The sequence below is a fragment of the Streptomyces sp. NPDC054794 genome, assembly GCF_053611585.1.
Window position 1 is genome coordinate 322,310 of sequence record NZ_JBSHAQ010000001.1, and the last position, 17,942, is coordinate 340,251.

14 protein-coding genes are annotated in these 17,942 nt (G+C 73.2%); 8 read left to right on the top strand and 6 right to left on the bottom strand.

Annotation, left to right across the window (positions count from 1 at the left end):
- The first annotated feature begins 343 nt into the window (after window positions 1-343).
- Complete coding sequence (locus tag ACWGKT_RS01450; protein WP_453271983.1) at window positions 344-952, top strand: LuxR C-terminal-related transcriptional regulator; 609 nt, start codon at window positions 344-346, stop codon at window positions 950-952.
- On the opposite strand, the gene ACWGKT_RS01455 is transcribed toward ACWGKT_RS01450, so the two are convergent.
- From ACWGKT_RS01455 to lanKC, 4 genes are all read right to left on the bottom strand, one after another.
- The gene (locus tag ACWGKT_RS01455; RefSeq protein WP_453271984.1) at window positions 929-2,722 is read right to left on the bottom strand and encodes an ATP-binding cassette domain-containing protein; all 1,794 of its coding nucleotides are present in this window, start codon (window positions 2,720-2,722) and stop codon (window positions 929-931) included. The genes ACWGKT_RS01450 and ACWGKT_RS01455 overlap by 24 nt on opposite strands.
- On the bottom strand, window positions 2,719-4,509 hold the full coding sequence (locus ACWGKT_RS01460) for an ABC transporter ATP-binding protein (protein WP_453271985.1): 1,791 nt from the start codon (window positions 4,507-4,509) through the stop codon (window positions 2,719-2,721). The genes ACWGKT_RS01455 and ACWGKT_RS01460 overlap by 4 nt, the downstream gene beginning before the upstream one ends.
- A 94-nt stretch (window positions 4,510-4,603) precedes the next feature.
- Complete coding sequence (locus ACWGKT_RS01465) at window positions 4,604-4,720, bottom strand: SapB/AmfS family lanthipeptide (RefSeq protein ID WP_356147908.1); 117 nt, start codon at window positions 4,718-4,720, stop codon at window positions 4,604-4,606.
- Window positions 4,721-4,770: 50 nt separating this feature from the next.
- Window positions 4,771-7,446, bottom strand: coding sequence for a class III lanthionine synthetase LanKC (gene lanKC / locus ACWGKT_RS01470; RefSeq protein WP_453271986.1), 2,676 nt, complete (start codon window positions 7,444-7,446; stop codon window positions 4,771-4,773).
- 189 nt (window positions 7,447-7,635) lie between these two features.
- Here lanKC and ACWGKT_RS01475 point away from each other — a divergent pair, with 189 nt between their 5' ends.
- The 3 genes from ACWGKT_RS01475 to qcrB all read left to right on the top strand — a co-directional run bounded on the left by ACWGKT_RS01475 (window position 7,636) and on the right by qcrB (window position 11,963).
- Entirely contained in the window at window positions 7,636-10,104 is a 2,469-nt protein-coding gene (locus tag ACWGKT_RS01475; RefSeq protein WP_453271987.1) for a SpoIIE family protein phosphatase, read from the top strand.
- 81 nt (window positions 10,105-10,185) lie between these two features.
- Window positions 10,186-10,461, top strand: a complete 276-nt coding sequence (locus tag ACWGKT_RS01480) for a hypothetical protein (protein WP_356147900.1) — start codon at window positions 10,186-10,188, stop codon at window positions 10,459-10,461.
- Window positions 10,462-10,532: 71 nt separating this feature from the next.
- Window positions 10,533-11,963: a cytochrome bc1 complex cytochrome b subunit gene (gene qcrB, locus ACWGKT_RS01485; RefSeq protein ID WP_453272092.1), complete on the top strand. Its 1,431-nt coding sequence runs from the start codon at window positions 10,533-10,535 to the stop codon at window positions 11,961-11,963.
- Here qcrB and ctaF read toward each other — a convergent pair.
- Both ctaF and ctaD read right to left on the bottom strand, forming a co-directional pair.
- Window positions 11,899-12,282 (bottom strand): aa3-type cytochrome oxidase subunit IV, encoded by a 384-nt coding sequence (gene ctaF, locus ACWGKT_RS01490; protein WP_453271988.1) that lies wholly within the window; start codon window positions 12,280-12,282, stop codon window positions 11,899-11,901. The genes qcrB and ctaF overlap by 65 nt on opposite strands.
- Window positions 12,279-13,970, bottom strand: coding sequence for an aa3-type cytochrome oxidase subunit I (gene ctaD, locus ACWGKT_RS01495; RefSeq protein ID WP_453271989.1), 1,692 nt, complete (start codon window positions 13,968-13,970; stop codon window positions 12,279-12,281). Before ctaD ends, ctaF begins: the two co-directional genes overlap by 4 nt.
- A gap of 198 nt (window positions 13,971-14,168) precedes the next feature.
- Here ctaD and ACWGKT_RS01500 point away from each other — a divergent pair, with 198 nt between their 5' ends.
- The 4 genes from ACWGKT_RS01500 to ACWGKT_RS01515 are packed head-to-tail and all read left to right on the top strand — an operon-like array spanning window position 14,169 to window position 17,930.
- Window positions 14,169-15,236: a glucose-1-phosphate thymidylyltransferase gene (locus tag ACWGKT_RS01500; protein WP_453271990.1), complete on the top strand. Its 1,068-nt coding sequence runs from the start codon at window positions 14,169-14,171 to the stop codon at window positions 15,234-15,236.
- Window positions 15,233-16,213 (top strand): dTDP-glucose 4,6-dehydratase, encoded by a 981-nt coding sequence (gene rfbB, locus ACWGKT_RS01505; RefSeq protein WP_453271991.1) that lies wholly within the window; start codon window positions 15,233-15,235, stop codon window positions 16,211-16,213. Before ACWGKT_RS01500 ends, rfbB begins: the two co-directional genes overlap by 4 nt.
- Window positions 16,210-17,130 carry a dTDP-4-dehydrorhamnose reductase gene (gene rfbD, locus ACWGKT_RS01510; RefSeq protein ID WP_453271992.1) on the top strand — a complete coding sequence of 307 codons (921 nt, stop codon included), beginning with the start codon at window positions 16,210-16,212 and terminating at the stop codon, window positions 17,128-17,130. Before rfbB ends, rfbD begins: the two co-directional genes overlap by 4 nt.
- The gene (locus tag ACWGKT_RS01515) at window positions 17,127-17,930 is read left to right on the top strand and encodes a class I SAM-dependent methyltransferase (RefSeq protein WP_356147886.1); all 804 of its coding nucleotides are present in this window, start codon (window positions 17,127-17,129) and stop codon (window positions 17,928-17,930) included. The genes rfbD and ACWGKT_RS01515 overlap by 4 nt, the downstream gene beginning before the upstream one ends.
- Window positions 17,931-17,942 lie beyond the last annotated feature (12 nt).

A 17,942-nucleotide genomic window follows, 5' to 3' on the forward strand; every position in this document is an offset into this window, starting at 1 on the left:
CCTCGCCCGGCGGCACGCCGCGCCCCGCGCGTCGCACCCCAGGGGACAAGGCTCCCTCCTGGCGGCGCGCGGCGCACGGCGAGGGGGCCGGGCCCGGCGGCGCGGCACCCGGGCTCCGTGCCCGCACCCGGCGCCGGCCTCCGCGCGTCGGTCCGCGCCCGTTTACCCCGTAGGCCCGCGTCCATGCCCCCGCAATCGAAGCGCGAAGCGGCATGCACGCATCGCATGTGCGCCCCCGCGCACCCCATTGGCCGGTTATCCGCGCCCGGGAAACGCCGAGAACGCCAAGAATGGGGCACGCGTTCACACCGGGAACGAAGGACGGCGAGCTGAAGGGGCGGCAGTGATCCGGGTACTTCTGGTGCACGACGCGTGTCTGGTGCGGTCGGTGCTGGCGGAGTGGCTCCGCCGCGAGCCCGATCTGGGGGTGTACGACACGCCGTGGCGGGGCGCGTCGGGGCGGGTGCGGTCCTTGGGGGCCGACGTGTTGGCCGCCGACCTCGACTGCTCGGACACGCACGGGGTTCCGCCGCTCGGCGACTTACGGCCGGCGGGCACCGCCACGACGCCCCCGCGGCTGGTCGTGCTCGCCGACTCCCACAGACCGGGCCTGCTCAAGCGCGCCGCCGAGGCGGGGGCCCTCGGCTATGTCGACAAGGAGAGCTCGCCGGAGCGGCTGGTGCGCGCCATCCGGCGGGTCGCCCAGGGGGAACGATTCGTCGACGACTCGCTGGGCTTCGGCTTCCTCAGGGCCGCGCAGATCCCGCTGACGCGACGCGAGCTGAGCGTGCTGTCCCTGGCGGCCGGGGGAGCGTCCATCGCGGAGATCGCCGGGAGCCTGCACCTGTCCAACGGGACGGTGCGCAACTACATGGCGGCGATCACCCGTAAGACCGGGGCCCGCAACCGGATCGACGCGATCCGTATCTCACAGGGGGAAGGGTGGCTGTGACGACACGCCGTCCGGCGCGGGCGTCCAGCTGCCGACCAGGTCCCGGTACACCGCGCAGGAGCGCGCCAGTTCCGCGTGCGTGCCGTACGCCGTGCGCGGACCGTCCATCACCAGCACCCGGTCCGCGCGGCGCGCCGAGCTGATCCGGTGGGCGACGACGACCAGGGTGCCGCCCGCACGCTCGGCGAAGGCCCGCTCGGCGCGTGCCTCCGCCTCCGGGTCCAGGTGGCAGGTCGCCTCGTCGAGCAGGGCGAGCGGCGCGTACGACAGATAGGCCCGGGTCAGCGCGATCAGCTGCCGCTCGCCCGCGGACAGCGCCGTGGGCTCGACCGGCGCCGTGGGCCCGCCCAGCGCCTCCAGCAGCGACGTGAGCCCGACGGCCTCGGCCGCCGCCAGCAGCTCGGGCTCCGGCACGGGGCCGTCCCGGAAGAACGCGAGGTTCTCGGCCAGGGTGCCGCCGAACACGTACGCCTCCTGCGGGATGAGCACCCGCTGCGCGGCGGCCCCGGTCCCGGGCACGGCATGCCCACGGACCCGTATCGCACCCTCCTGGGGCCGCAGCAGCCCGGCCACCAGGGCGGTGAGCGTGGACTTCCCGATCCCGCTCGGGCCCACGACGGCGAGGTGACCGCCCTCCGGGACGGTGAGGTCGAGCCGGTCGAGGACGGGGGCGCTCGCGGGGCCGTAGGCGAAGGTGACTGAGGTGAGGGCGAGGGCGGGGGCCGGGGCAGGGATGTTCTCGACCGGGGTCGGCGCCGGGGCCGGAGTCGACGTGGTCGCCGGGAGCAGGCGGCGCAGCACCACCGTGAGGCGGGAGCCGCTCGTGCCCAGGCCGTGGACCAGGTTCTGCAGGGCCGGGAGGAGCGACTGGGTGACATAGGCGAGGGCGCCGACCAGGGCGCCCGGGGTGACGCCGTGGCCGAGGAGCCAGGGAGCGGTGGCCAGCAGCAGGACGACGGGCAGCTGGCCGCCGATGGCGAGCGAGGCCACCCGGGCCACCGCCCAGCGGGCCAGGGAGCGGGCGGCGTCCCGTTCCGCGTCGATACGGTCGCCCAGGCCGGCGGCGACCAACTGCTCGGCGCCCGCCGCCGTGACGTCCCGCAGCCCGGGGCAGACGGCGCCCAGGTCCTGGGCGAGTGACTCGTCGGCGACCAGGAAGGCTTCCTGCCGACGGGCCAGGGGGCGCAGCGTCACCGCGAACAGGCACACCCCGGCGAGCAGCGGGGGTCCCACGACCAGCAGGAGCCGTGGGTCGAGCGAGAACAGGCCCACGAGGGCTCCGGCGGCGGTGAACACGAAGGAGCGGGACACCATGACGAGACCGGCGAGGGTGTCCCGGGCGATCTCCACCTGCTGGGTGAGCCCGGACAGCGCCCCGCCGTCGGCCTCCCGCACCCCGCGCGCCACGACTCGCTCCACCAGCCGGTCCCGCAGCGGTTCGGCCAGCGCGGCGACGACCCCGTAGACCCGCCCGGTCCCGTAGGCCCCGATGACCACCGCGCCCGCGGCCAGCCCGAGCCACCGCAGCCCGACGCCCGCGTCCCCGGTCAGGAACCCCGCGTCGAGGGCCCGCGCCAGGGCGTACCCGACGAGAAACGTCTGGCCCGCCTCCAGCACCGACCAGACGGCGAGCCGGACGAACACCCACCACCGCGCCCGCACGTACCGCAGCCCACGGCGCAGCATCGGCGTGTCACCACGGTCGCCCTCGGCGGTCTCCTCCGCCCGCTGCGGCCCTTCTCGGCCCGCCCGGCTCTTCCCGCCCCTCACCGCCGCGCCCCTTCCGCCGGTGCCTCGGGCGACGGCCGTTCGACGGCGATCACCTCGTCAGTGGCGCGGTCGTCGTCGTCCTCGGCGGGTTCGTCCCCGAACACCGCCCGGTACGCGTCGTCCTGCCAAAGCTCCGCGTGGGTCCCCACCGCGCGGACCCGGCCGTCGTCCAGCCAGGCGACCGCGTCGGCCCGGGAGGCCGTCGCCGTGCGGTGGGCCATGAGGATGCGGGTGGGGTGGGGGGAGTGGGTGAGGAGGGCCCTGGTGATCTGGTGCTCGGTGACCGTGTCCAGGCTGGACAGCGCGTCGTCGAGGATCAGGAGCCGGCCGCCGTGGGCGAAGGCACGGGCGAGGCCGAGGCGCTGGGACTCGCCGCCGGAGCGTGGGGCCTCGGCGCACGGGGTGGCGTAGCCGTCGGGCAGGCGGCGGACGAACGCGTCGGCGTGGGCGGCGCGGGCCGCCTCGCGGACCTGGGCGGGGGAAGGCGGCACCCGGCCGAAGGCGATCGTGTCCTCGATCGTCGGGCCGAGCAGGGCGGGCCGTTCGAAGGCGTAGGCGACGGCGTCGCGCAGGTCGTCGTGGGTGAGGTCGGGCAGCGGTACGCCGTCCAGCAGGACCTCTCCGGCGTCCGGGTCGGTCAGCCGGCCCGCCAGGGCCGCCAGCAGGGACTTGCCCGTGCCCGAGCGGCCGACCACGGCGAGCGTCGTGCCGCCGGGGACCACCAGGTCGACGCCGTCCAGGACCGTGCGCCCGCCCCGGCGCGCGGTCACGCCCCGCAGCTCCAGCCGCCCCGGGCCGGGCGGCAGCGCTCGCGTACCGTGCCGCGGGACGGGCAGCGCCCGTACCTCGCCCAGGCGGCGGGCGGCCGCCCCGGCCCGCGTCAGTGCGGAGACCTGGCCGACCAGGACGCCCACTCCGGTCGCCAGGACGGCGTAGCGGGAGGCCGCGAGCACCTCGCCCACCGACAGCCGGTGCCGGGTGAGCAGGAACCCGGCCACCGCGACCACGCCCAGGTGCAGCAGCGGCGCCACCGCGACGGCCCGCGCCGCGGCTCGCCCCTGCACCCGCCACATGCGGTGTCCGGCCCGGGACAGCTCCGGCAGCGGCCGCAGGATCCGCGCCGCCTCGCGGTCCTCCGCGCCCGCCGCCCGGATCGTACGGAAGCCGCCGACCGCCTCCGCGAGGCCCGCCGCGATCCGCCCCTGCACCCGCTGGTAGCGGGCCACGCACTCCGACGTGTCCCGCGCGAACGCGCGCAGCAGCAGGGCCAGGACCGGGGCGCCGGCCAGGAAGACGGCCGCCAGCCACGGGTCGATCAGGAAGAGCGCCACCATGCCCCCGAGGGGCCCGGCGAGCGCGGCGAGCAGCGCGGCGAGGGCGCCGGGCGCCGTCCCGGCCTGGGCCGCGTTGCCGACCAGGCGGGCCACGAGATCCCCGGTATCGAGCCGGTCGGCGGCCCGGGGGCCCAGCGCCAGCAGGTGTCCGGTGACCGTGCGCCGCAGCCACGCGGTGGCCCGCGCGTCGACCGTGCCGGCCAGCACGCTCGCGCACGCGTCGAGGACGGCGAGCAGCAGCATCAGCCCGGCGCTGCACCACACCCAGCGGCCCGCGGCCGGGGCGTGCGTGAGCAGGAGGTCCAGGGTGCGGCCGAGGGCGGCGGGCAGCAGCAGACCGGCCGCGGTGGCCGCCGTACTCACCGCGCACAGGGCGGCACAGCGGGCCCCGCTGTGCCGGAGGGCCGCGCGCAGCAGCGCGCGGGTCGGGTCGTCGTCGGCACGGGTCGTCATCGGCGGCGGGCCTCGCGTCGGATCGGGCGAGAAGGCTCCGGACGCCCCTCCCGCGAGGAGAGGGCCGCCCGGAGCCGTCAACGCACTGTGCCGGTCAGAGACAGAGCAGGACGCTCGCGGCGGAGACGCAGGAGAGCAGGCTGACCGTGCTCGCGCCGCCGTGGTCGTTGTGCTCGTCGGACTCCATGATCTGCAGGTCGAGAAGAGCCATTGGGGTTTCCTTCCCTTGGTGTATGGGGACGGGGTTGTGTCACGACTCCGTCAGGTTGCGGAGCCGCGTGGTGAGGGCCGCCGGTGGGGCGGCAGGAACGGCAGGTGCGCGGTGCCGGCACCGTCGAGGGCCGCCGCGAGCGCGAGCAGACACCCTGCCGTTCCGGTGGCGAGGTCCATGGAGAGGCGCATCATCTGGTGCCCGGGGAAGGCCAGTTGGCCCTGGTAGGCCATGGCGAGCCAGCCGAGCCCCGCGATCTGTTCGTCGAGCCGGGCCCGGCCGGCGCCGGGCGCGGTCGTGCGGCTCAGGTGCAGGACCATTCCGGCGCGGCCCTGGAACAGCCCGGGCTGCGCGTAGAAGCGTGACGTGGCGGCGATCAGGATCCCGGAGCGGGCCCGCTCGAACTCGCCGGTGGTGTCGTCGGCGTCGCCCGTGCCGGCCGCGTCGGTCGTGCCCGCCGCGTGCGCGAGGTAGTCGTCGAGGACCAGGCCGAGCCCGACGCTCCCGTCGCCGAGGTACGGCAGGGTCCGCCAGCCCTCGTCCACCTCCAGGCCGCCGCCCGACCGCTGCACCACACAGCGCTCCAGGTCGCGCCGGAGCGCCTCGGCCGTGGCCGCCAGCAGGCGGGGCTCACCGGTCTCCTCGTACTGCCGCACCAGGAACAGCGCGGGCCCGGTAGCGCCGCGCATCAGCCCGGCCCGCCGTCGGGGCGCCTCGGGCAGGGGCTCGGTCAGGCGCCGTACGAGGATGTCGGCGGCCTCGGCGGCCCGCTCGCGCAGCTCCGGCTCGCCGGTCGTGCGGGCCAGCGAGGCGAGGACCAGGCCCAAGCCGGCCAGGCCGCCGTGCAGGTCGGAGGACAGGTTCCGCCACCGCTCGCGCAGGATGCCGTCGACCAGGTCCAGGGCCGGCTGCCGGTGCCCGAGCCGGTCCAGGACGTGGGCGACGCCCGCGAGGCCGTCGTACAGACCGAGCGGTGTGCCGGGCGGCGGCGCGGCGGCGCGGTCGAGGAGCCAGCGCTCGCCCTCCTCGTACCGTCCGGCGCCGGCCTCCGCGAGCGCGTAGAGCACCCCGGCCGCGCCGTGCGCGAGCCCGAGTCCGCCGCCGTCGGAGAACTGCGCGATGTCACCGGGGAAGAGCCGGTCGTCGCGCTCCGGGGTCGCCGAGGCGAGGATCGCCTTGACCATCGAGTCCCGGCTGTGCGGCCAGTCGCCGGGCGGCACCGGCTGGACGGCGGGGGCCGGACGCGGCAGGGGCGCGCCGTTCCCGGCCCCCGCCGCGTCCGGGGTGCTCCGGGTGATCTCCGCGACCGCCTCGTCCAGGAAGGCGCGCGGTACGTCCGGGAACTGCTCGGCGATGACGTCCGCCAGATGGGCGGCCTTGCCGCGGTCGACCACGAAGAGCGTGGTGACGGGCAGGAACAGGGCCAGCCGCAGACAGGCCAGGGCGTAGCGGTCGACGTCCGCGCCCCGGCGGTCCGGCGGCGCGAAGAAGCCGGGGTGGGCGACGACCTGGCGGCCGTTGTCCTCGGCGGGGGCCGCCGCCTCGAAGTCGATGAGGAAGACCGACTCGTCGTCGGGCGCGACCATGATGTTGAAGACGTGCAGGTCGTTGAAGACCGTCCCGCGCGCGTGCACCGCCTCGACCGCCTGTTCGACGGCCCGGTGGATGCGCAGTGCCCACGCCGTGTAGTCGGCGACGGCCCGCGGATCAGGGTCCGGAGTCAGCAGCGGGTGGCGCTCGGCGAAGCAGGAGTTGAGCGGGCGCCCTTCCAGGAAGTCCATGACCAGGAAGCGGTGCTCGCCCAGCGTGAACCAGCCCCGTACCTCGGGCACGACACCGGTCCCGGCGACCCGCTCCAGGGCCTCCTTCTCGCGCTCCAGCCGCGCCACCGCGTCCGCGCCGTCGGCGGCCAGCCCCGCGTGCGGCCGCGCCTCCTTGAGGACCACCCGGCGCCCGTCACGGGTGTCGGTGCCCTGGTAGACCCCGCCGCCGTTGGAGAAGTGCAGCGCCTTCTCGATGCGGTACGGCAGGTCGCCCACCGTCGTGGTGTTGCGGGCCGCGAGGTGCGGCCGGAGGAACGACGGCAGCGACACCCACTCCGGGACCTGGAAGGACGGCGCCCGCCGGTCCGGCACGAGCGTGCCCGAGCCGTCGCGCACCGCCGGCACCAGCGAGCCGCGCTCGTCGACCACGTAGGCACGGGCGAAGGCGCCGTAGCGGACGTAGAGCGGGCCGTCGTGCCAGCGCAGGTCGGTCAGGACGTACGGCCCCTCGAAGCCCTCCAGGAGCGCGCCCAATTCCAGTAGCACCTGGTGCAGTTGCTCCTCGTCGGCCGGGTAGACGGTGACGAACTTGCCGCTCGTGTCGCGCCGCGCGTACTTGGCGTTGCGCAGGTGCAGCAGATGCGGTGCGGGCACGAACTTGAACGGGATGCGCCGCGGCACGCAGTAGTCCCACACGGTCGCCGCGATCCGGTCCGCGTTCGCCCGGACGGCCGAGGCGTGGATCTTCCAGCCCTGGGCCGGCGAGGGCAGCGGTGCGCCGTCCTCGCCGAGCGGGGTCAGCGTCAGCCAGTCGGCCGTACGCCCCGAGTGCCAGCCCTCCGGCACCGGACGCCGCGCCGTGTCGAACAGGGGCGCGGCATCCGGCCCGCCCGCCGAGAGCCGGTCGGGCGTGTCGTAGAAGTGTCCGTCGGCCAGCGCGTACACCTCGTACCGCTTCTCCATGCGCCTCCCCCTCCGTGGCCCGCCAACGACCATTCCAGGGGGCCGGCGGTCGCGGACAGTCACGCCTGTCACGAGATCCCCGTGCGGAACGCATGAGTAAAGAATTGTTCGGCGCCTTTCGAGCGTTGTGGCCGCGAGAGCTCCACGGAACGGTCACAGGGGCTGCGCAAGCAGCTCATTAGCGCTGTAATGGCGGACGTGGTGAGAGAGGGCGCTGCGGTACGCGGAACGAGGAGGGAGCGTGCCGAGGTCGCCCTGGAAACGGTCATGGCCGACCCCCGTGCGCCCGATCGGCTGCACCGCGTCATCGAGCAGGCACTGGTTCTGGCCGGGGCGGCCTTCGCCGGCGTCTACCTCCCGGGCGACGACGGCGCTGTGCTCTGCCTGGCCGAATCGGCGGGGCTGCCGCGCACGCTGTACGGGCTGCGCGACGGCTATCCCGTCGCGGGACAGTCCCCGCTCGCCGAGGCCCACCGTGCCCGGCGGCCGGTGTGGCTCGACCCGGAGGGACCGGCCGCCGCTTCGGAGGCGGGCAGAACCGTGCGGCACTTCCAGCTGGCCGCCCTGCCGGTGTGCCCGGACAGCGGTGGGGGCTGCCTGCTCGCCGTGAGCGAGAACCCCGACGGCTTCGACGCGGAGGACCGCCGCTGTCTCGCCCTGATCGCGAACGCCGTCGCCCTGCCCGTCCCGTCCCGGGCCGCCACCGGCGAGCTCCCGCCCGACGCCTTCAGCCTGGTCATGGAGACCGGCCGGGTCGAGGTCGGCGACGCGGTCCTGGAGCTGTTCGGGATCGGCCGGGACGAGTTCGACGGCCGGGTCGAGACGCTGCTCGGCATGACGGTGCCCGAGGACCTGCCCGCGCTGATGTCCGTCGTCGAGTCCGACCACATGTCGATCGGCGACCGTGTGTCCATCGGCGACCGTGAGCTGGAATTCCGTGTCGTGCAGCCCTCCGGACCGCCGAAGTGGCTGCGGCTGAGCGGACGGATGGTGCCCGGCGGCGAGGGCCGGTCGGCGCTCCTCGTCGGCACCGTGGCGGACGCCTCCACGCTGCGCTCCGACGTCACCGACGTGGCCCGCGTCCAGCGGCTGGCCGCCGCCCTGGCCACCGCGGGCACCGTCAAGGACGTCGGCCAGGCCGTCGTCAGCGCCCTGCGCAAGCCGCTGCAGGCCGACCGCATCGCGCTCGCGGAACTGGAGAACGACCGCCTCGTGGTCACCGTCCTCGACCCGCCCGAGCCCGAGGTCTGGCCGGAACTGTGGCGCAGCGAGTGGCGCAGCGAGTGGCCCGACGCGCCCGTCCGCGCCATGCCCACCCTCGCCTCGGCCCTGCGCGAGGGCCGCGCCCAGATCTGGCCCGCCGGCACGCCCCTGGAGCCGGCGCTCGCCGACGTCGGCCCCGGCGGTCTCGCCGTCCTGCCGCTGCCCGCCGGCGGCCGCATGGCCGGCGCCTGCCTGATCGGCTGGGACAGCCCGCACGAGTTCGGCGCCGACGAACGCGCCCTGCTCACCGCCTCCGCCGGCCTCGCCGGCCAGGCCCTGATGCGCGCCCACGCCTTCGACGCCGAGCACGAACTCGTCGGCATGCTCCAGCGCGCCCTGCTGCCGCGCCGCCTGCCCAAACTGCCCGGCGCGGTCGCCGTCGCCCGCTATCTGCCCACCACCGCCGGCCTGGAGCTGGGCGGCGACTGGTACGACGTCATCCCGCTGCCCGAGAACCGCGTCGCCCTGGTCATCGGCGACGTCCAGGGCCACAGCGCGGCCGCCGCCACCCTGATGGGCCAGATGCGCACCGCGCTGCGCGCCTACGCCGCCGAGGGACACACGCCGGACGTGGTCGTCTCGCACGCCAACCGGCTCCTCATGGACATGGAGAGCGACCTCTTCGCCACCTGCTGCTACGTCGACGTCGACATGGAGGAGGGCACCGCCTGGTGCGTGCGCGCCGGACACCTGCCGCCGATCCTGCGGCACACGGACGGCAGCACCACGGTCGTGGAGGCGGAGGGCGGACCGCCGCTCGGCGTGGTCACCCAGGCCGACTTCCCGATGACCCAGCTGCGGCTCCAGCCCGGCACGCTCCTCGCGCTGACCACGGACGGCCTGGTGGAGTCCGCCGAGGCCGACATCGACGAGGGCATGGACCGGCTCGCCCACGGCCTCGCCCAAGCCGACCCCGCCCACCTCGGTCTGGTCGCCGACGCCCTGCTCGGCAACGCCCACCGCAGCGATGACGTCGCGCTGCTCCTGATGCGCTACGACGGCATGGAGTCGCGGCCGCTGCGGGAGAGCTGGACGGTGTGGCGGGTGCCCGAGGCCGTCCGGCACGCCCGCCGCTTCACCCGGCGCACGCTGCGCGCCTGGGAGGTGGCTCCCGAGGAGATGGACGCCGTGCTCCTCGTCGTCTCCGAGCTGGTCACCAACGCCCTGGTGCACACCGACGGCCAGGTCCGCATGGACCTCACCCTGGTCAACCACCGCTTCCGGGTCGCCGTCACCGACGCCTCGCCCCGCTCCCCGGTCAAGCCCACCAGCATCGGCTGGGAGGCCACCGGCGGCCGCGGCATCCTCCTGGTCGAGGCCATGTCGACCGCGTGGGGGACGCTGCCGGTCAGCGGCGGCAAGCAGGTGTGGGCGGATCTCGCGCTGGCGGAATGACCCGCCACACGGGTGTGGGTACGGACCGCGCACGGCAGGTCGCGAGCGGTTGCGGCGTGCGCCCCGCCTAGGGTCCTTGCCGTGTCATTCACCTTCGAAGAACTCGTCGCGAAGCAGCGCGCGGCCGATGCGGCCCACGCGCAGGTCCTGGAACTGCGGGACGCCTACGGTCCGCCGGCCGAGGCGCAGCTGACCGGCGCCCAGAAGGAGACCTACGAGACGGCCCTGCGCGCCTGGCGCGAACTGGCCCGTGACGTACAGACCGCGATGAGCGCGTACGCGAGGGACACGGGCCGGGCACGGCCCGAGCTGGAGGCGGAGGTGGAGAAGGCCGCGGCGGCCACTGAGGACACGTGAGTCAGCCCGACCGCGGCCCCGGTCGGCGCGGCGAGCGGCTCGCCGACGCCCTCGACGCCCGGCTGCCGGTCATGGACGGCGGGGGTCTGCTGCGCAAGGCGTTCCCCGACCACTGGTCGTTCCTGCTGGGCGAGCTGGCGCTGTACAGCCTGATCCTGCTGGTGCTGACCGGGGTGTGGCTGACCCTGTTCTTCCAGCCCGAGATGCGCGAGGTCGTCTACGACGGCTCCTACGAACCGCTGCGCGGCGTCCGCATGTCCACCGCCTTCGACTCCACCCTGCGCATCAGCTTCGACGTCCGCGGCGGCCTGCTGGTGCGCCAGGCCCACCACTGGGCCGCGCTCGTCTTCGTCGCCGCGATCGGCCTGCACATGCTCCGGATCTTCTTCACCGGCGCCTTCCGCAGACCCCGCGAGGTGAACTGGGCCGTCGGCCTCACCCTGTTCGTGCTCGCCCTCGCCGAGGGCTTCGCCGGCTACTCGCTCCCCGACGACCTGCTCTCCGGCACGGGCCTCAGGATCGCCGAGGGCATCATGCAGTCGATCCCGGTGGTGGGGACGTACGTGGCGATGTTCGCCTTCGGCGGCCAGTTCCCCGGCCACGACTTCATCACCCGGCTGTACAGCCTGCACATCCTGCTGCTGCCGGGTGCGCTGATCGCCCTGGTGACGGTCCATCTGATCCTGGTGTTCCACCTCAAGCACACCCACTGGCGCGGGCCGGGCCGCACCAACCGCAACGCCGTCGGCCGACCGCTCTTCCCGCAGTTCACCGCCGGCTCCCTCGGACTGCAGTTCACCGTCTTCGGCGTGCTGTTCCTGATGTCCGCCGTCGCCCAGATCAACCCCGTGTGGGTCTACGGCCCCTACCGCCCCGACCATGTGTCCACCGGCTCCCAGCCCGACTGGTACGTCGGCTTCCTGGAGGGCGCCCTGCGGCTCGTACCGCCCTGGGAGACGAACGTCGCCGGCCACACGATCATGTGGAACGTCCTGCTCCCGGCCGTCGTCCTGCCCGGACTGCTGTTCACCGTCCTGTACGCGTACCCGTTCGTGGAGCAGCGTCTGACGGGGGAGTGGATCCGGGAGCGGCACCTGTGCGACCGGCCCCGCGAGCGCCCGGTGCGCACCGGCCTCGGCGTCGCCGGCACCGTGTTCTACGCCGTCCTGCTGATCGCGGGCGCCAACGACGTCATCGCCCAGACCTTCCGGATCTCGGTCAACACCCTGACCTGGGTGCTGCGCGTCGGTCTCGTGCTGGGGCCGGTCCTCGCCTTCCTGGTCACCCGCTGGCTCTGCCTGGCCCTGGTGGAGAAGGAGCGGGAGCGCCTGGTGACGGGGGTACCGACCGGGGAGGTACGGCAGAGCCTGACGGGCGGCTACGACACCGACCACCACCCGCCCGAGACGTTCCGGCCCGGCGCGCCCCGCCGGCCGATCAGCGGTCCGCGTACTGGAAGACCAGCCCGAGGACGCCGCGCGCCAGCACGCCGAGACCGATGAGGAACAGCCACAGACCGAACACCACCCCGGTCGCGGTGACCGCGAAGCCGAGCGCGGTGACCAGCGGCCAGCCGCTCTCCGGCGGGAAGAACTCCAACGGCCCCGCGCCGTCGGCCACTTCGGCCCCCGCGAGGTCCTGCGGTCGGCGCCCCTTGCGCACGTACTGCATCGTGCAGAAGAACGAGATGACGGCGGCCATCCCGAAGGCGACGATCAGCGCGGCCGTCCCGGTCGGATCGCGCGACCACACCCCGTAGAGGACCGCGGCGCCCGCGAAGAACAGCCCGACACCGCCGAACAGCATGGCCTCGACCTTCACCGCAGTTCCTCCGCCTCGGCCCGCCGGACGACGTCGGGGTGGTGCAGGTCGAACGCGGGCGATTCCGACCGCACCCGGGGCAGGGCGACGAAGTTGTGGCGGGGCGGCGGGCAGGACGTCGCCCACTCCAGGCCGCGCCCGTAGCCCCACGGGTCGTCGATCCCGACCCGTTCGCCGTGCCGGCTCGTGTGCCAGACGTTGTAGAGGAACGGCAGGGTGGACACGCCGAGCAGGAACGCCCCCACCGACGAGAGGGTGTTGAGCAGGGTGAACCCGTCGGCCGGCAGGTAGTCCGCGTACCGGCGCGGCATGCCCTCCTCGCCGAGCCAGTGCTGGACGAAGAACGTGAGCTGGAAGGCGGGGAACAGCAGCCAGAAGTGCAGGACACCCAGCCGCTCGTCGAGCATCTTCCCGGTGAACTTGGGCCACCAGAAGTAGAAGCCGGCGAACATCGCGAACACCACCGTGCCGAACAGCACGTAGTGCAGGTGCGCCACGATGAAGTACGAGTCGGTGAGGTGGAAGTCGAGCGGCGGCGAGGCGATCATCACCCCGCTGAGCCCGCCGAGCAGGAACGTCACCAGGAAGCCGAGCGACCACAGCATCGGCGTCTCGAACGAGATCGAGCCGTGCCACATCGTCCCGATCCACGCGAAGAACTTGATCCCGGTGGGCACGGCGATCAGGAACGACATGATCGAGAAGAACGGCAGCAGCACCGCTCCGGTCGCGAACATGTGGTGGGCCCACACCACCGCAGACAGCATGGTGATCGCGATCGTGGCACCGATCATCGGCAGATAGCCGAACAGCGGCTTGCGGGAGAACACCGGCAGGATCTCGGAGACGATGCCGAAGAACGGCAGCGCCACGATGTAGACCTCCGGATGCCCGAAGAACCAGAACAGGTGCTGCCACAGCAGCGCCCCGCCGTTCGCCGCGTCGAAGACGTGCGAGCCGAACTTGCGGTCCGACTCCAGCGCCAGCAGCGCCGCGGTGAACACCGGGAACGCGGGCAGTACCAGGATCGAGGTGAACAGCACGTTCCAGGTGAAGATCGGCATCCGGAACATGGTCAGGCCCGGCGCGCGCAGGCACATGATCGTGGCGATGAAGTTGACGGCCCCCAGCGTCGTCGACACACCTGTCACCACCAGCCCCATCACCCACAGGTCACCGCCCGCGCCGGGGGAGAAGTAGGCGCTGTTCAGCGGCGCGTACGCGAACCAGCCGAAGGCGGCCGCGCCGCCCGGCACCAGGAACCCCGAGACCACCATCAGCCCGCCGAACAGGTACATCCAGTACGACAGGGCGTTCAGCCGGGGGAAGGCCACGTCCGGGGAGCCGATCTGCAGCGGCATGACGGCGTTCGCGAAGCCGGCGAACATCGGGGTCGCGAACAGCAGCATCATGATCGTGCCGTGGATCGTGAAGAACTGGTCGTAGCCCTGCTCGTTCAGGAGCTGCAGCCCCGGGCGGGCCAGTTCGGCGCGCATCGCGAGGGCCAGCAGCCCGGCCAGCAGGAAGAAGCAGAACGCGGTGACCATGTAGAGGCGGCCGATCACCTTGTGGTCGGTCGTCGAGGCCCAGCGCAGCAGCGTCCGGCCGGGCCGGGGCGCGGTGGCGGCGTACCGCTCGGCGATCTCCTCGGATTCCGAAATTTCCGACAGTTCCGTATGTTCCGTCATCGCCGGTGACGGTACTCCGGCGCCACGGCGACCCGCCCGCGCCACGCCCGCACCCCGCCCGGTCCGCGACGCCGGTCCGCGACGCCGGTCCGCGACACCGGTCGGCAAGGCGCTCGACGAACCGAAGACGTACTGTCGTAAGAATCCGGACAGCCAAACAGAGGTCCGATCCGGACCATCCCCACTAGGGTGTGGCAGATGAAGGCTCTGGTGCTCTCCGGCGGTGCCGGTACCCGGCTGCGGCCGATCACCCACACGTCGGCGAAACAGCTCGTCCCGGTGGCCAACAAACCGGTGCTCTTCTACGGGCTGGAAGCCATCGCCGCGGCGGGGATCACCGAGGTCGGGATGGTCGTCGGGGAGACCGCCGCCGAGATCGAGGAGGCGGTCGGGGACGGTTCGAAGTTCGGCCTGGAGGTCACCTACATACCCCAGGAGCGGCCGCTCGGCCTCGCCCACGCGGTGCTGATCGCACGGGACTTCCTCGCGGACGACGACTTCGTGATGTATCTCGGCGACAACTTCGTCGTCGGCGGGATCAACTCCCTCGTCGACGCGTTCCGCGTCAGCCGCCCCGACGCCCAGATCCTGCTCACCCACGTCCCCGACCCCCGCTCCTTCGGCGTCGCCGAACTCGACCCTGCCGGGCAGGTGATCGGCCTGGAGGAGAAGCCGGAGCACCCCAAGAGCGACCTCGCCCTGGTCGGCGTCTACCTCTTCACCCCCGTGATCCACGAGGCCGTACGCGCCATCAGGCCGTCCTGGCGCGGCGAGTTGGAGATCACCCACGCCCTCCAGCACCTCATCGACACCCGGGCCGACGTGCGCTCCACGGTCATCGAGGGCTACTGGAAGGACACCGGCAACGTCGGCGACATGCTGGAGGTCAACCGGACCGTCCTGGAGAACATGGAGCGGCGCATCGACGGCGAGGTGGACGACCGGTCCGAGACCGTCGGCCGGATCGTCGTCGAGGAGGGCGCGCGGATCGTGAACTCGCGGATCGTCGGCCCCGTCGCCATCGGATCGGGGACCGTGATCAGCGACTCCTACGTCGGCCCCTACACCTCGGTCGCGGAGAACTGCCGGATCTCGGACAGCGAGCTGGAGTTCTCCATCGTGCTGCGGGACTCCTCCATCGACGGGGTGGGCCGGATCGAGTCCTCGCTGATCGGCCGGCACGTGGAGGTGACCCCGGCGGCCGGCGTGCCCAGTGCCCACCGCCTCGTTCTCGGAGACCACAGCAAGGTGCAGATCCGTTCATGAATCTCCTCGTCACCGGCGCCGCCGGGTTCATCGGCTCCACGTACGTCCGCACGCTGCTCGCCGACGACGCCCCGGACGCGCCCCGGATCACGGTGCTCGACAAGCTCACCTACGCCGGCACCCTCGACAACCTGCCCGTCGACCACCCCCGACTCCGGTTCGTGCGCGGCGACATCCGTGACGCCGCCCTGGTCGACAAGCTGATGGCCGAGGCCGACCAGGTCGTGCACTTCGCCGCCGAGTCCCATGTGGACCGCTCGATCGACGGGGCGAGCGAGTTCGTGCTCACCAATGTAGTGGGCACCCAGACCCTGCTGGACGCGGCCCTGCGCTACGGCGTCGGCCCGTTCGTGCACATCTCCACCGACGAGGTCTACGGCTCCATCGAGTCCGGCTCCTGGCCCGAGACCCACCCGCTGTCCCCCAACTCCCCGTACTCCGCGTCCAAGGCCTCCTCCGACCTGCTCGCCCTGGCCTACCACCGCACCCATGGCCTGGACGTCCGCGTCACCCGCTGCTCCAACAACTACGGCCCGCACCAGTTCCCCGAGAAGGTCGTCCCGCTGTTCGTCACCAACCTGCTCGACTGCGCGCCGGTGCCGCTGTACGGCGACGGGCGCAACGTCCGCGACTGGCTGCACGTCGACGACCACTGCCACGGTGTGGAACTCGTCCGCACGCAGGGCCGCCCCGGCGAGGTGTACAACATCGGCGGCGGCACCGAACTGAGCAACAAGGAGCTGACCGGACTGCTCCTCGACGCGTGCGGCGCGGACTGGGACCGGGTCGAGTACGTCACCGACCGCAAGGGCCACGACCTGCGCTACTCCGTCGACTGGAGCAAGATCCGCGACGAACTGGGCTACCGCCCGCGCCGCGACTTCGCCACCGGGCTGGCCGAGACCGTCGCCTGGTACCGGGACAACCGCGCCTGGTGGGAGCCGCTCAAGCGGCGTTCCGGGTCCGGTGCGCGATGAGGTGGCTGGTCACCGGCGCGGCCGGGATGCTCGGCCGGGACACCGTCGAGGAGCTGCTGCGGCGTGGTGCGGAGGTCACGGCCCTGGGCCGCGCCGACCTGGACATCACCGAACCCGAGGCGATACGCCGGGCGTTCGCGGACCACCGCCCCGACCTGGTCGTCAACTGCGCCGCGTACACCGCCGTCGACGACGCCGAGACCGACGAGGCCCGCGCGCTGCCCGTCAACGGCGACGGCCCCCGCCTGCTCGCCCGCGCCTGCGCGGCACACGGCGCGCGACTCGTCCACGTCTCCACCGACTACGTCTTCTCCGGCGAAGCCCTCCCCCAAGCTCTCGGCTCCGCTCGAGCAGGGGGGACCCCCATCACTCCCTACTCCGAGGACCATCCCCCGGCCCCGCGCACCGCCTACGGCCGCACCAAACTCGCCGGCGAACGGGCGGTGCTGGACGAACTCCCGGGCGCGGGCGCGATCGTACGCACGGCCTGGCTGTACGGCGCCCACGGCCGCAGCTTCGTCCGTACGATGCTCGAACTCGAAGCCCGCCGGGACACCCTGGACGTCGTCGACGACCAGCGCGGCCAGCCGACCTGGAGCGCCGACGTCGCAGCCCGGATCGCGGACCTCGGCGCCCGAATGGGCCGCGACGAGGGCGCGCACGGAGTCTTCCACGCCACCAGTTCCGGCGAGGCCAGCTGGTACGAGCTGGCCCAGGAGGTGTTCCGCCAGGTCGGCGCGGACCCGGCCCGGGTACGCCCCACCAGCAGCGACGCCTTTTCGCGGCCCGCGCCGCGCCCCGCCTACAGCGTCCTCGCGCACGGCCGGTGGCGGGAGATCGGTCTGGCACCGCCGAGGCACTGGCGGTCCGCCCTGCACGAAGCACTGCCCCACATCCGCAAGGAGATGTCTCAGTGAAACGGCACGAGTTCCTGCGGGAGCTCCACAAGGTCACCGCGAACCGCAACTACCTGGAGATCGGCGTCAACGACGGCCGCAGTCTGACGCTGTCCCGGGTGCCCAGCATCGCGATCGACCCCGCGTTCAAGGTGGTCTCGGAGATCCGCTGCGACGTGCACCTGGCGAAGGCGACCAGCGACGACTTCTTCGCCCGGGACAACCCGCTCGCGCACCTCAGGGGCGGCCGCCATCCACTGCGCCAACTGGCCCGCAACCGCAGCCCGTTCGGCTACTGGCGGCGCACCACCCTGGACCTGTCGTTCATCGACGGCATGCACCTGTTCGAGTTCGCGCTGCGCGACTTCATCAACATCGAGAAGCACTCGGACTGGGCCAGCGTGATCGTCTTCGACGACATGCTGCCGCGCAACGTGGACGAGGCGGCCCGCGACCGGCACACCAACGCCTGGACCGGCGACGTCTACAAGCTCGTCGAGATCCTCCGCCGCCACCGCCCCGACCTGGTGACGGTCCTGGTCGACACCGCGCCGACCGGCCAGCTGCTGGTCTTCGGCGCCGACCCGTCGAACACGGTCCTCCAGGACAAGTACGACGAGATCATCGCCGAGTTCGAGGTCCCCGACCCGCAGAAGGTGCCCGAGTCGGTCCTGGAACGGACCACGGCCGTGCAGCCGGAGACGCTGATCGCCGCCGGCTTCTGGAAGGCGCTGGTCGCGGCCCGCAACCGCGGCACCAAGCGGTCCCGCGGCTGGGAGCCCCTGCGCCGCGCGCTGGAGCCGCTCGACTCCGGCCGCTGAGCCGCTGAGCAC